Origin of the sequence: Dactylosporangium sp. NPDC006015, assembly GCF_040614215.1 — a bacterium.
GTDB lineage: Bacteria > Actinomycetota > Actinomycetes > Mycobacteriales > Micromonosporaceae > Dactylosporangium > Dactylosporangium maewongense.
Genome location: NZ_JBEXUD010000014.1, coordinates 190,062 through 204,582, shown reverse-complemented (window position 1 = coordinate 204,582; position 14,521 = coordinate 190,062). Strand labels below are relative to the sequence as shown.

Here is a 14,521-nt window from a genome sequence, read left to right as displayed (position 1 = left end):
GTGTGGCCCCGCCTGGTGTCCGGCTGCGCCCGGAATCGCTCTTATGGTGTATGCCCGTCCATTGCGTAAATGAGGTGGTACTCGAGGTACAACGCCGAGCCGTCGTCAACCGGTGCCGACTGAGCCAGTCCCTTCCTAGCCCGAACGTCCGGCTGCGGAACACTACTGGAAGTGGTCACCCGCAGGACTCATCCTGCGTTTACATGCCGGGCATGCCCACATAGGGTGGCCAGCTGGATACTGCGGCCCTCCGGGTCGCCACCCTTTGACGAGCAAGGACACCTCGACTGATGGCAGTGACCCAGCAGGAGATCGAGAACCGGTTGTGGGACGCCGCCGACGAGCTGCGCGTGGCGATGCCCGAGGCGCAATACTCCTCGGTCGTCTTCCCGCTGATGTTCTGGAAGTACCTGTCTGACACCTGGGAGCACCACCACCAGGAGTTCCTGGACGACAACAAGGGTCTGGAAGATCTCTCCGCCGAGGAAGCCTACGAGATCGAGTACCGCGACTACCAGTCGTTTGAGATCCCGTTCATCCAACGCGGCACCGCCCACGAGCGTCGCGCCTCCTGGTCATCCATCCTCGCCACTATCACCCAGCCCGGCCTAGGCAAGCGGGTCCGCGTGTCCCTGCAGGCCATCGAGACGGCCAACCCTGACAAGTTTTCCCGCCTGTTCGGGTCTATGACTTGGACCTCAGAGGAGGTGCTGTCGAGTGAGGTGTTGGCATCGGTCATGCAGGCGATGGACCGCACCCCGAAGATGCACGAAGGCAACATGTCCCACGACGTGCTCGGTGGCGCGTACGAGTACCTGCTGAAGCGGTTCTCCGACGGGTCCGGCACCCGCGCCGGCCAGTTCTTCACTCCGCGCGAGGTCGTCGAGCTGATCGTCGAAGTTCTGAACCCGAAGGGGTTCGAGTCGGTGTATGACCCGGCCTGCGGGTCGGGTGGCATGCTCATCGCCTCTGCGAACCTGCTGAAGGCTCGCGGCGGGCGTGGTTACACGCTCAGCCTGTACGGGCAGGAGGCCGTACTGGACACTGCGGGTGTGGCACGCATGAACCTGTTCATGCACAACCTCACCCAGTTCGAGGTCGAGGTCGGCGACACCCTGAGGGACCCGCGCTTCAAGAAGCCCGATGGGTCTATCGCACAGTTCGATGTGATCGTCGCTAACCCGCCCTACAGCCTGAAGTGGAAGCCCTGGACCGAAGACCCGCGCACCCTCGGTGGTGTTGCTCCGCAGTCGTCGGCGGACTGGGCGTTTGTGCAACATATGATCGCGTCGATGGACCCGAAGAAGGGACGTGCCGGCGTCGTCCTGCCCCATGGCGTCCTCTTTCGCGGCGGCCAGGAAGCGGTCATCCGCCAGCGTGTTTTGGACGACGACCTGCTCGAAGCGGTCATCGGCCTGCCTGCGAATCTCTTCTACAGCACCAACATCCCTACGGCAATCCTGGTGTTCCGTGCACCCGGTACCAAAGCCCCAGAGCGGCAGGGCGGCGTGCTGTTCATCGACGCGTCCAGGCGGTTCACCAAGGCCAAGAATCGCAACATCCTCACTGCCGCCGATATCGCCGACACCGTGATGGCGTATCACTCGAAATTCGACGCTGTTGGCAGCCCGATCGACCTTGGCGGCGACGGCGGGGTTGCAGCGAGATTCGTCCCCGGCGCACAGATCGCGACGAACGGATATGACCTCAACATTGGACGCTACGTGAGCCATGCTGCTGTCGAACAGGAAGACCTCGGCACTCTCATCGACACCTACCGCGTCGCCCGTGCTGTTCGCCAGAAGGTCGAGCAGCGCATGCTCACGATCCTTGCGGCCGCCGGAATCGAGGGCTTCGATGAATGAGTATTCAGGATGGACGCAGAAGAAGCTTTCGGAAGTCGGGGAATTGATCCGCGGTCGGCGTTTCACGAAGAGCGACTATGTGGACTCCGGGCTCGGCTGTATCCATTACGCACAGGTCCACACTGGCTTCGGGCCCGTTGCGAGGGAGTCCCTCACTTTTTTGGCCGAAGAATCCCGTGCGCGAATGCGACTTGCTCACCCGGGGGATCTAGTCATCGCCGCGACCAGCGAGAACGTTGATGACGTTGGGAAGGCGGTCGCATGGCTGGGCGACGGCGATGTTGCGGTTCACGATGACTGCTATATCTTCCGTCACAACTTGAATCCTGTGTACGTCTCGTACTTTTTCATGTCTTCTCTGTTCCGCTTGCAGAAGATCAAGTATGTGTCTGAGACAAAGGTCGTGCGAATCTCGGGGTCGAACCTGGGCATGATCGAGATTCCCGTGCCCCCTCAGCAGGTGCAAGAGCAGATCGTCGAGGTTATCGGTGCAGTCGACGACCAGATCGCAGCACTCGACGCCGAGGCCGGCACTGCACGAAGCCTCCTCAACATGGTGCTCGCGGAGCATTTCACGGCCGTCGATGGGCAGCCGCATCGGATAGTCGATCTGTGTTCCCATGTGATCGGGGGCGTCTGGGGCAGGCCCGCGGGCGAGGACGAGGTTGATCGGCTCGCGCTCGGGCCTCGCATCTACACGCCGGGTACCTCCGACTTCGTAACCGACGGCTCGCCAGTTCGGTCGTTCACGACCAAGCAGGCGAACACCCGGACGGTGCGGGAGCAGGATATTGTTTTAGAGCGGTCTGGCGGTTCGCCCGACCAGCCTGTGGGCCGAGTCGCTATCGCAGGCCCTGGCCTGGAACCTTGTGTGCCCACCGACTTTCAGCGGTTGGTACGAGTGGATCCGGAGAAGGCGCTCCCCAAGTACGTGTTCTGGCGGCTCCGAAACGACTGGGAATCGGGGCTGACCCGCAACTACTCCCGCCGCACGACTGGGATCACGAATCTGTCGGTAACGGAGTACATCGCCCGCGAGATTTCTCTGCCTTCGTTGGAAGAGCAGGCAGGACTCGCTGAGAGGGCTGAAGCGGTAGATTCACTGATCGTCACGCTGCGAGCTGAGGCCGCCAGTCTCCGTCAGGTTCGGGCAAGTCTGCTGTCGAAACTACTCAATCCGATCGGAATTGAGTCCGCCCAGCTAGAGGTCGTCTGATGGCTAAGGGCATCGCCGAGCGCGAGTTTCAGAACCTGATGATCCAGTGGTCTCTCCCGATGGGTTGGGGCTTCACGGCTGGCAGATTGTTGCCGCGTGAGATGACGCAGACGGTGGTTGCCGGCCAGCTGCGAGACGCCATCATCCGTCTCAATCCGGCGGTGATCGACGGGTTTGACGTGGACACGGTGGTCCAGGAGATCGTTGCTACGGTCAACGCCGTTGAAGGCGGACTCGTGCGGGCGAACGAGCAGGTCCTGCACCTGCTCCTCGGGCAAAAAGAGTTCCGGGACGCGGATGGCGTATGGCATGCCCTGAAGGTCATCGACGTCGAGCGCCCGACTGTCAACACGTTGGTCGTGTCGGACGAAGTGACCATCACCGTACCGGGCAAGCCCTCCCGCCGGTTCGACCTCGTGTACTGGGTCAACGGGCTGCCGCTGATTGTGGTTGAGGTGAAATCTCCGACCGCCAAGTCCGGGTGGGCTGGCGCGGCCCGCGAGATCAACGACGTGTACGCCGCCGAGTACCCGTGGTTCTTCACCCCCAGCGTCTTCGCCGTCGCCTCCGACGGGCTGAAACTGCGATTCGGCGCCGCCGGCGCGCCCACGAACCTGTGGCAGCCGTTCCGGTCCACCGCCGACGACGAGAACCTGTCTGGCCAGGCCGACGTGCAGCGCTCCGTTGAGCTGCTGCTTAACCCGGCCACCGTCCTGGACATGATGGCGAACTTCACCTTGTTTGACACCTCTGGTGGTGGGGCGGACAAGAAGTACCTGCCTCGCTACCCGCAGATGGAGGCTGCGCACCTGATCCAGAAGCGAGTCCTGGAAGGCGGATCGAAGGGCCTGATCTGGCACCACCAGGGATCTGGGAAGACACTATTGATGGTGTTCGCCGCCTCGCTGCTGCTGGCCGACACACGCACCGAGTCACCCACGATCATCCTGCTCTCGGACCGAACCCAGCTCGTCCGGCAGACCTCTGGGGTGTTCACCTCCGCGATGGGGCACGCATACTTCCACCAGCCCGCCACCAGTCAGGAGTTGCGTGCCCTGCTGGCCGGCAACGTGCGCGGCGTCATCTCCACGACCATCCACAAGTTCGCCGACGCAGGCAAGAACCTGTCGACCCGTAGCAACATCATTGTCCTAGTTGATGAGGCACACCGCACCCAGTCCGATAAATCGAAGTCGCTGGCCGGCCAGATGCGTGCAGCATTGCCGCACGCGAAGTTCTTCGGCATGACCGGCACCCCCGTCAGGAACCTCGCCACCGACACCTTCGCCCTCTTCGGCGAGGAGACCGACCCGGGCAGGGTGCTGCACCGGTACTCGGTGTCCCGGTCTCTGCAGGACGAGGCGACCGTCCCAGTCGTGCTGGACCCACACCCGGTTGCCTTCGAGATGAACGACCAGGAGTTGCAGGCTGAGTTCGACCGGTTCGCCGACGACTTCGACCTCGATGATCCCGACCGCGAATCCCTGTCCCGCAAGTTCGGGCGCCTCACCTCAGTGTTCGCCAATCCAGACCGCATCCACGCGGTCTGCCAGAACATCGTGGACCACTACCTGGCCGGCGCCTACCGCAACGGCCTGAAGGCCCAGGTCGTCGCATACAACCGCGAACTAGCCGTGACCTACACGGACAAGATCAACGAACTGCTGACCGGCTTCGAGGCGTCACACGTACTCGCCGAAGTCGGGAGACACAGCCGGATCACCGCCGAGGTGAACATCTCCGTCTCAGACTCCAAGGACGAAGACCCCGCCATGCGGCCGTTCAACCTCTCGGAGGCCGACGAGGAGGAACAGAAACGGCGGTTTCTCACGCCGGACAACCCGCTGTGCTTCCTGGTGGTGACCGCGAAACTGATGACCGGGTTCGACGCCCCGAACGAGGGCGTCCTCTACTTGGACAAGCCGCTGAAGGCTCACAACTTGTTCCAGACAATCACTCGTCCGAACCGCACCTGGGTGTCTCCGACCGGGTTCGTGAAAACCTGCGGTGTGATCGTGGACTACATCGGCCTGGCCGAAGAGGTCCAACGTGCCGTCGTCGACCCCACCTCGGAGGGCGCAGGCAAGGGCGGTGGATTCGTCACCGACTTGTCCGAGCTGGTCGCCGAGTTCCGCACCACCTTCGCCCGCATCGAGGACCTCCTCGCCGATGTGGACGACCTGGACCTCACGATCCACGGATACGAGTCCGTGCGAGCCATTAACGCTTTCCTGGACGCCAACCTCGGCGCCGCTGAGGTGTTCGCCAAGGACTACCGGCTCCTTGCCCGCCTGTATGCACTCATCAGCACCGACAAACGCATCGCCAAGTACCGGGACGGCTTCGGGCTGTTCGGGTCCGTGTACACAACCCTGTTCAAGAAGTCCTCCGACGAGGAGAGGAAGGAACGGCTGGGCGAGCTGGGGCCGATGGTCCTGGAGATCATCAACGCCCACGTCCACTCCTTCTCCGTAGCCGCCTCCCAGGAGGAAGCCCTGGTCCTAGACGCCCAGGGCATCGCCGTCCTCAAGGAGCTGCTGGCCCTCGTCCGCCCCAAGTCCGACAAGGGTGACGGTGACGACAAAACGCCTCCGTCCGCGGCGGAGATTCTGGACCAGATCAAGGCCGCTCTCGAAAAGGGAGTCGAACCGGGTTCCGCGAAGTACACCGCCCTCGCGGAACGGATCAGGCTGCTGCGGGACCGGATCATCCAGAACGCCCAGGACGCCCTGGAGTTCCTGTCTGAAGCACTCCGGGTCGCCCGCGCCATCGTGAACGCCGGGAAGCACCCCGACGAAGCCGTCGTCGTGCTGGACGACGACCACGTGGGCGTCCTGTCGCGGATCATCCATGACCACGCACCGTCTGGCCTCACCGTCACAGAAAGGAACCTGGCCGAGGAGATCGACCAGGTGGTCACTCACACCCTCGCCCGATCATGGGACAACGCCGACGCTCGCAACCGAGGCGTCCGCCGCGCCACCGCTGCGGTCTTCCGCAGGTACATGTTGAAGCCGGTGGGAGAGCCGTATGACTCCACCGTCGCTTACATCGAAGCCCACTACCTCGTTGACTGACGAATGCAATGAGTCCCGGCAACCTGTGCCGGGACTCGGGACTCGTTGCATTGCTCAGCCCTGATCAGGACGCAGTCGTTGAGGGACTCAGTCGCCTTGTGTCGGCTGTCGGTCGAGAATTTCGGCGACAGTCGCCGCACGGCTGCCGGTGAGGGTGGAGAAGTCGGGCGGATGGCGATGCGCAAGTAGCTCCGCCGCTCGGACCAATGATGCGATCGGCGCGCCCCCGTGCCGGGCGGTCACCGTCATCTCGGTGAAGTCCACGCTTAGACCTGCCAGAGATGCGTCGCTCGGTCGGCGGACATGGATCTCGGTGACCTGGAAGCTGTCGTCAATTGATGCGCGGATCCGCGCCACATCTGAGCTAACGTCGCCGCTTCCCTCAGCGCCGACGTAGATCCGACGCGACAGGCCACGCAGATCGACAGAGTCGAGCGCGAATCCGCTGATCATCTGAGAGATGTCGTCCCAGTTCGCGGCGGCACTGTCGATACGCCCCTTGAGCCGGCGAGCGTCCGACGCGATGAGCAAGCGCCACGGACCCGCGTCGGCGGTGAGTAGCCGGTTGCTGATGTACCAGAACGGCTCGCCGTCGTGCGTCCGCTTTGGCCTCGACACGCCCTCCTCTTCAGAGTCGACGTCGCGGCGCGCCGGAAGCGTGTCGACCGACCCCTCGTACGAGCCGTTGATCACTAGTTGCGCCCGTTTGGCTGTCCAGGTCTCCAGGTTCGGTACGACAAGGACGGTTATGTCCACCTCGCCCAGCGCATCGCCCAGCTCTTCGAGCCTGTCGAGGGACATCATCGAGCCGATGTAGGTCCACAACCGCGTGTTGGCGCGAGCGGTCTCGTCTGCGAGCAGGTATGGGATGAGGACCCGAAGCTCAATGTCTGAGAGTTCTCCGGTCGCCGCGGTGACGGCCTCGATGGCCTCATTCGAGAGCCCGAACCTGAGAAGTTGAGCCGAGCGACGCAAGCGTAGGGCAGCGTCCGGAGTGAACATCTCGTCGGTAGTTTCTTGGAAGGTGGCAAGGAACTGCTCGGTGAGAGCTCCCTCTCCCCCCGGTGGTGCAGCACTCTGCGCAAGGCGCCCTACGTCCTGTGGAGTCAAGAGTCCACGGCCACCTTTGAGGAGGTTTGTCTGCACCAGACGCAGCAGTGGAGCTTCGTCCTGACCGTACGGTCCGGGGTGCTGAGCGCTGAACGGTGTCGCCATGTCCGCCAGCGAGACCATGTCGGTCACGAGTATGCGGTCCACCTCACGGGCGCGCTCCCGCAATGGGCTCGGCCCAGCGGAAGGCTCGTTGAATGCGGTAAGGGACAGGACAACGGGCGCCTGGCGGGCCAGGCTGAGCACCTCGACCTCGGTCACGTCTGGTCGAAGATCATTCCTTAGGAAGATCGGGCGCTCGGCACGCCGGCCGGCGTCGTTCCACTCCAGGACAAGGTCCGGCATGTACGAGTGATTGAAATAATTCGTGAGGACGATCTTGGCATCGGGACTAAGCGAGGTGACCTCTTGCGCAACTGCCTGTTTCACGCCAGTGACGATGTCGTCCGCGTTGTTCGACGCCATCGCCGACCGGATCCGCTCGGTCACAGCAAGGCTGCGGGTGTTCACTTCATGCCCTTCCGGTTGAGCGTGCCCTCCACCAGGGCCAACTCCTGTGGGGTAAGCATGAAGTCCTCCTGACGCCGGTTGACTACGAACACTTCAACCCGGGCGGCGACTTTAGCCAACACGTCGACGTTGATCTTCTCGCCGCCGAGCGCAGCCGGGTGATGATCCTCAAGCGCCGTTTTGATCCGCTCTGCCGTGGTCAGACTCGACCAATCGGTCGAGTTGAACGGCATTCGCGTGATCCACCAGAACTCGCGACGCGCGTCCTCCCCGTCCTTGAGGTCCTTCGCCGTAATGCTGTACGCGTTGGCGAGGAACTCCCAGAACTCTTTTCCTTGCTTTCCGCCCACCGAGTCGTAGCCCTTCGACTCGATGTACAGGGGTATCTTTGGGCTCCCGTGAATCCACCCAAACAGGTCGTAGACCTTCTTCTCCCCATCAAGGCGCCGTAGCGTGCAGATTGGCGCATTATGGTATGCATCGAATGGAAGCTCGATCCAGGTCGTGCTCTCCAGCCAGCGCTTCGCCAGGTCGGCGCCATCGATACCCTTCTGCTGCACCGACTCTGCCGCTGACATCCCAATACAATAGTCGACCGTAAGTGATCATTAATATCCGCTGAGTGTCCTGAACGATGTCCTCCCGCTTCTCGCCGAACGGCGACCAGGTCGCGGCGACGCCCGCTGCATTGCCGGGCGTCGGCTGCTTGACGCCGCCGACATCGCCCGACTTGAGGGGTGCATCGACGCCGAGAGTTCGGCCGCCGGGTGTACCACGCGTTGGCCAACGTCTCGGAGTCGAAGCGCCGACTGCGGGACTCATTGCCGTCGACGGACTCCGGCGGCCGAGGCGGCGGCCGTGCTAAACATTTCGCCGATTGCCGCCCCGCGTTGGTGCTGCTTGCTGACGGCGCAGCCAAGCCCATTGAGTTGGTTGAGGTTGGCGAAGCTGTGCTTACGACAGATCCAATCAACGGTACGACTGAGGTTCATACGGTTACGCAAGTCCATGTAAACGACGACAAAGAGTTCACTGATCTCACGATTTCGGCCGATGGTCGCAGATCTGGCAGTATCGGGTGGGGTGCGCCAATACCGCACGTTGACCCGCCGATCCAGCCGGTCGGGCGCAGGCGCTCAGGCCGGGAGCTGGCGTGTCCCTCAGCCTGTTTATGGGCGGCCCGTGTCACGCAGGAACGTCTGCAGTCGCTGAAGTGTCGGCTCGGTGATGTCGGGTAGGCGAAGGTCACCGCGAAGCGGGTCGAGGCCGGCGACGTACTGTTCCGCCCACGTCAACCACTGCTGTGCCGCGGCGACGTCGTCGCCGGCGGCAGCACGGTCGGCGACCTCGGCGCGGAGCGCATCGAGAAACGCGGCTGCCTGCGGGACGAGGCGCCATCGCCGTACCTGCTCGTGGAAATGTTCCGCACGCTGCGCCTCGAGGCAGGCGGCACGGGCCTGCTCAGTCGCCGCCTGCCGGCGGCGCTCCTCGTCGCTGCGGGCACCGTTGTCGTTGTCGCGCCGGCAAATGGTCAACTCGCGTTCGGCGGCGGCGAGGTCTTCATGGCGCAGCCCGAGCGCTTCGCCGATCCGGCAGCCGCTGTCATACAACACCGCGAACAACAACCGATCCCGCAGATGCTCGCAAGCATCCAGAATCGCCTGCACTTCTGCGGTGGTCAGCACCCGCGGCAGTTTCCTCGGCACCTTCAACGCGATCGTGCGCCGCGCCACCGGCGCGCCTTTGCTGATGTGATGCAGAAATGCGGCCACGACCGCGGGCATGGGGGCACTGTCGGAAGCGCGGATGACCGACGCGTTCGAGCTGCCGGGCGATCATTCTGCATTGGCCGTCGTCCGGGCCATGCGTGAGTTCGACGCGCAGCTCGCGGCCTGTGCTCGATGGCTCCAGCGCCCCGGTAGGCACGTCGTCCTGGCGGACCTCTTGGAGCAGTTCATCGGTGACTTCTACGACGAGCACGGTCGGCGCGTCGGTGCGGGCCGGTCGCCGTCATCTCGCTCAGCGGGCGGCTTACCGGTGTCGCGTTGTTACGGTGGGGTGAGAGCCTCCGTGGTGTCCTCCAAAAATTTCCATGGGGAGGTGGGCGACCGCTTGCCTCCCCATGGAAATAGGTGCTTCTACTTGTCGATGTTCCTCGCAAGCAACCGGCCCAGCCAGCCCAGGCGCCGATGAGCGCCGCCTCGACCGTCCTGTTCGGCGGCGATGGTCACCGCTGGAGCCGCGTGACTCGAGGAACGTTCGTCTAGTGCTGCCGGGTCGTCGTCGATGAGTGCGCGTAGGGCAGCCTGCACCCGCTTGTGCTGGAAGGTCAGCCGGCGCAGCACGGTGCTCCATTCGGTGATGTCGCTAGTGGGCAACCCGCACGCGGTCAGGTATGCCTCGACCATCTCTGCCCGCAGCGTGATCTTGCCGACGAGCATGTCGGAGATGGTGGTCTTGCTAAGTTTGCCGGCCGAGAGGTCTGCCACTTGCCGCAGGCTCAGCCGCCGTTCCCTGCGGAGGGCGGACAGTAGGTCGCGGAAGTCTGCCAGATCTGTGACGTATCGGAGCTGCATCGCCGTCGTCGGCGACGTCGCAGAGATGTTGACCTGCGTGGTCGGCAGTATCGCGGTGTCTGGGCGCACCGCTTGGTTGACCTCCTCCCATCGGTCCTGCCAGCGTCGCAACTCAAGCTCCGGAGTGTTGCAGGCGCTCAGGAAGGCGCGCGTCACGTCCCAGGTGGGCAGGCGTCGGCCGGCGGCAGCCTGGGACAGCGCGGCCGGTGAGTAGTGCGCTCGCGTGGACATCACCCGGTAGGTCGGCGTGCCAGCGTCAATCCTCCGCTCGCGCAAGGCGCACGCGAACGTGGCTACAGGCCCGGAGGTCGGGTCGATCGGGAGTTCAGGCCGTCCGGGCATCGCTGTTTCCCTGGCTGTTCTCCTGATCGAGTGGCGGGTCGAAGGGGTCGTCCTTCGGGGCCGGCAACGAGATGACGGACCTGGTGTCCGTGTTCTCGTTGTCGGTGCGGGTGAAGCTCAGCAGGCGACGGACGAACTCGCCGACAAGCGTGATCACCCCCGTTCCCGCAGCGAAGCCCATCTCGGGAAAGCCCATCTTGGCGGTTACGATGGCGAAGGCCATCAACAGCAGCATGGTGAGCAAGATGATGGTCATGACGGTGCTGCTCGGTGGTCGGCCGGTGCGGGGCCGGCCGCCGCCGTCGCGCTGGTGTGCAGACATCGGTGCCTCTCGGTTGGTGGCCGGTGACCGCACAACAGCGGTCACCGGCCTGACATGTGGATTTCGCCCGATCCGCACTACTGGCCGTATATTCCCGGGATGGCGCCCGGGTGCTTGGCGCAGACGCGGAGGTGGCTGACCAGCGTCTCGTTCGCGCGGTCCACCAAAAAGGTGAACTCGCGGGGGATCGTTCCGCAGGGCAGGTCAGCCGTCTGTCATTCTGCCAGCCGCAGACGGGTGAACGCGTGGCGGAGTTGATGGGCGCGATGCTCACCCCGAGCACCATCGACTTGTTTAGCGCTGGCCGTCTGACCATTGCCGAGGGGATTGTTTACATTCCCGGACAGGGGTTTGTTCACATAGTCCGGAGAATCCGTTGCCGGACAGTCAGTAAACAAGTTTGATGGACACGGTGGTGTGATGCGGTGTACGGGCCACCCGGGACCGCTGCCGCTTACCACGGTGCCTCTCAATGACATGTGGTGACGCCGAGGTGACGGGGACCGCGCGTATGGCAACGTTGCGGTCCCCGTAATTCTGCCCAGCTCATTGCGGTACGGCTCACGCCGATCTAGCGGCCGAGGTCGATGTGTAGCTTTCGGGCTTGCGTGCTCGACCTGCATCGCCCTCACCGTGCAGGTGCGCCGGGGCAACGTGCGCGGTGGTCTTATAGGGCCACTGACCAGCTTTCTGCATGCTGCGTGCATCAGGTCGGCGGCTGGCGGATCCCCTCCCCGGTAGGGGAATGGTCAAACTCCCGCGCCGGCCCGCGTCTTTCTCAAATTGTGATCAATGCGCCGGTCGGAACACCCGTACGACGGCGACCTACAGTAGTGGCGCAGTAACGATCATGATGCCGATGGTGATCGCCATCCGGTCGGCGCTGGTCAAACCCAGGTTGGGCAGCTGCTCATCGTCATCAACAGCAGGCCGTCCATGTCGACCTCCTGCTTGCTCGAGCGGGTGTACGAGGCTGAGACCGCGAGAACGCCGGCAGGTGCGCGACCATGGGCGGTCGCACTTGTGATCATCGCGACGGCCATCACCTCCACGCGCGGCGACTTTCGCTGTGGGCTGGCACGACATGACGAGCCGGGTCGCGGAGCCATCGGCTGCCAGTTGCAGGGCGGCGGGGGTGTATCGCCGATACGTGGGGCAGCTGCCTTCGAGACCGTCGGTGCCACGCCGATCACCCACATTGCGAACTTCGCGAATCTCACGTCTCCTATCGCACGGATGGCGGTGCTGGCGGGCAGCCATAGCGCCGACGAGCACGCTGTCGGGACCCACACAATGACCAGCTCCAGCTCCTTGGTCAGCTGACCCAGGTCGTGATCATGGGCTGCCGCCGCGAACACGGCGCTAGCCCATCTGATCCCGACCGTCGGCAGGAGTCACCACTTGCTCGTCTTCCGGCCGCCCGACACGCGTCATTGACAAAGCACCAGGCCGGTTGCGGTCCTCCGAGAACCGGGAGGCCACCTACAGCTTCATCTCGATGAGCAGCATGGTGGGCGGGCAGCGCGTTGTGCGGCTGATGCCCGGTTCTCGATGCCTATCCAAGCGATGCAGTAGATCGAAGCTCAACGAGCAGATCGACAACGGCCAGGTGACGAGGTGGGGCAGTTCGGCTGTGCGGGCGGCGGCCGAAACGGCTGCAACAGCACGACTCAACCGCCGTGATGCGGCGCCGCAGCACGCCGCATCACGAGACCTCCAGATTGTTCCGTGATCGCCCCGACACACCCTGCTCCGAGTCGTGCCCTCCGGGCCGCTGGGCCGGCGCCAGCGGGACCCGGTTCGGCTGGGCGGCCGCCGCAGCATCGACGCGGCGGCGCCATTGCCAGCGAGTGAGGCGCCACCGTGGCCACGACCGGACCACGGCCCACCAGCCCTGCTTTCGGTCCGGGTCAACCACCTCGGTCATCGGGATGCCAGCGGCTCCGGCGTCTTCCAACGGCTGCTCTTGCTGCGGCTCCGGGTTGCTCGTTGCCCGTTGCCACCCGAGCGTCCACTCCTTGTCATGAGGGTGGAATGTCTGCTCGTCGAAGGTGCCGGCTCCACAGGCGTGCAGGATGAGGGCGAAGACACGGTCGGTCAGCGCGACGCGGCCGGTCAGTGCGTCGAGCGCCTCACGATCCAGCAGGTATGGCGGTACACCGACGCGGTGGACGTCCCACGTACGGGCGGACAGGTCCCAGCCGAGCTGAATGATCTGGTCATTGAGCGCCCCAACGATCTCGTGCAAGGTGTTGGCGCTGAAGAGCGTCTCGGGTGGTGTCGGCCCGGGGATGCTCGCCACCACAACCTCGTCAACGAGCACTGAGCGCTCGTCTGTCTGGCCGACCGAGGCCAACTCCGCACTGGGCACCCGCCTGGCCGCGGTCTTCGCGGCGTGCTGGGCAACGTTGCGGTCGTACACCACGCGGGCCTGCGTCAGGATGTCGCTGTCCGGGTCGACACCGACCTCCTCGGCGTGCTGACGCATCGCCGCCTGCAAGTCGATGGCGTGCTGGTCTGCGTAGCGCTGTACCGCTTCGACATAAAGCCGCATCGAGTCCCACTGGATGACGCGCTGACCCGAGGCGTGCTGAGACAGGGCATTTTGCTTGACGAAGGCGAGTGTTGCGAGTGTGCGGTATGCGGGACCGCCGACGAGGCGACGCACCAACCGAAGGTATTCGGCGATGAGCCGGCCCGGGGCGTCCTCCGGGATCGGCTTCTCCTTGGTGTTGGACATCAGCGTGCGCGCCGCCGGGTCCGGCTGGCGAAGAGGCCAACCACCTCGCAGGGTCGTCGGCGAAGCCGAAAGTGTGGCCGCCCCGGGTGCTGCGGGCGAACATGACGGAGCGTCGGACGGGGGGCTTCGGACAACGATGGCCTCACAACACTCGGGTGGCGTCCCAAACATGGGGGTAAGGGACGGACACGAACGGGACTCAGGGGCACGCTGGTCGACGCCCATCGACCGGTAGCTACTGCGCGCTAGCAGGATTTTGCCATCCTTGTCGCTCGGTCACGTCAGTTTCACCCATTGGTAACGGTCAGACTTGCGTCGCATTACATCCATCCCGATATGTTGTGATCTTGACTGCACTTGACCGACCGGGCGGCAGGGGGATGGTTGTCACGCAGTGTATTGAACGGCCGTTCGTCAGGCGGGCTGCGTGGTCAGCCATTGGTCAGAGGTCGACCCCCGCTCTTGCGCATGATCACCACTGCCACGTTGAGTACGTTCTGTTACACCTTGTAGCTATCGGACGGCTATCGAGGGCAATGATCGCTAAGACGGTCTCGCAAGGACTCAGGGGACCCGAAGTGGTCGAACGGCTCCTCGCGCCCACGAGGAGCCGTGCCAAACGGCTCGCCGCGAATTTCCGCGAACCGCAAATCCCGACTTCACGCCACAGCGGGCTTGGCGTGCGACGTCGCGCGCCAAGCCCGCTGTGGTGCGATTGTTGGAGTGCGAGGGCGCCGGTGCCTCTGTGGCGGCACCGTCGAAC

General features: G+C 63.9%; 10 protein-coding genes. 3 read left to right on the top strand and 7 right to left on the bottom strand.

Annotated elements, in window-relative coordinates:
- Positions 1-290 precede the first annotated feature (290 nt).
- From ABZ321_RS25900 to ABZ321_RS25890, 3 genes are read left to right on the top strand one after another with little or no spacing between them, the layout of a single operon-like run.
- Complete coding sequence (locus tag ABZ321_RS25900) at positions 291-1,865, top strand: N-6 DNA methylase (RefSeq protein ID WP_354895520.1); 1,575 nt, start codon at positions 291-293, stop codon at positions 1,863-1,865.
- Positions 1,858-3,081: a restriction endonuclease subunit S gene (locus tag ABZ321_RS25895; protein ID WP_354895517.1), complete on the top strand. Its 1,224-nt coding sequence runs from the start codon at positions 1,858-1,860 to the stop codon at positions 3,079-3,081. The genes ABZ321_RS25900 and ABZ321_RS25895 overlap by 8 nt, the downstream gene beginning before the upstream one ends.
- A complete protein-coding gene (locus ABZ321_RS25890) occupies positions 3,081-6,158 on the top strand; it encodes an HsdR family type I site-specific deoxyribonuclease (protein WP_354895514.1) in 3,078 nt (1,025 codons plus the stop codon). Before ABZ321_RS25895 ends, ABZ321_RS25890 begins: the two co-directional genes overlap by 1 nt.
- Before the next feature lie 87 nt (positions 6,159-6,245).
- Here ABZ321_RS25890 and ABZ321_RS25885 read toward each other — a convergent pair whose 3' ends face one another.
- The 7 genes from ABZ321_RS25885 to ABZ321_RS25855 form a co-directional block, all read right to left on the bottom strand.
- A complete protein-coding gene (locus ABZ321_RS25885; RefSeq protein ID WP_354895511.1) occupies positions 6,246-7,778 on the bottom strand; it encodes a hypothetical protein in 1,533 nt (510 codons plus the stop codon).
- On the bottom strand, positions 7,775-8,356 hold the full coding sequence (locus ABZ321_RS25880) for a hypothetical protein (RefSeq protein ID WP_354895508.1): 582 nt from the start codon (positions 8,354-8,356) through the stop codon (positions 7,775-7,777). The genes ABZ321_RS25885 and ABZ321_RS25880 overlap by 4 nt, the downstream gene beginning before the upstream one ends.
- Positions 8,357-8,947: 591 nt before the next feature.
- A complete protein-coding gene (locus tag ABZ321_RS25875; RefSeq protein WP_354895505.1) occupies positions 8,948-9,562 on the bottom strand; it encodes a tyrosine-type recombinase/integrase in 615 nt (204 codons plus the stop codon).
- 354 nt (positions 9,563-9,916) lie between these two features.
- Positions 9,917-10,630, bottom strand: coding sequence for a helix-turn-helix domain-containing protein (locus ABZ321_RS25870; protein ID WP_354895502.1), 714 nt, complete (start codon positions 10,628-10,630; stop codon positions 9,917-9,919).
- Between the two features lie 49 nt (positions 10,631-10,679).
- A complete protein-coding gene (locus ABZ321_RS25865) occupies positions 10,680-10,952 on the bottom strand; it encodes a hypothetical protein (protein ID WP_354895499.1) in 273 nt (90 codons plus the stop codon).
- A gap of 953 nt (positions 10,953-11,905) precedes the next feature.
- Positions 11,906-12,376, bottom strand: a complete 471-nt coding sequence (locus ABZ321_RS25860) for a hypothetical protein (RefSeq protein ID WP_354895497.1) — start codon at positions 12,374-12,376, stop codon at positions 11,906-11,908.
- Between the two features lie 347 nt (positions 12,377-12,723).
- Positions 12,724-13,758: a hypothetical protein gene (locus tag ABZ321_RS25855; RefSeq protein WP_354895495.1), complete on the bottom strand. Its 1,035-nt coding sequence runs from the start codon at positions 13,756-13,758 to the stop codon at positions 12,724-12,726.
- Positions 13,759-14,521: the final 763 nt, after the last annotated feature.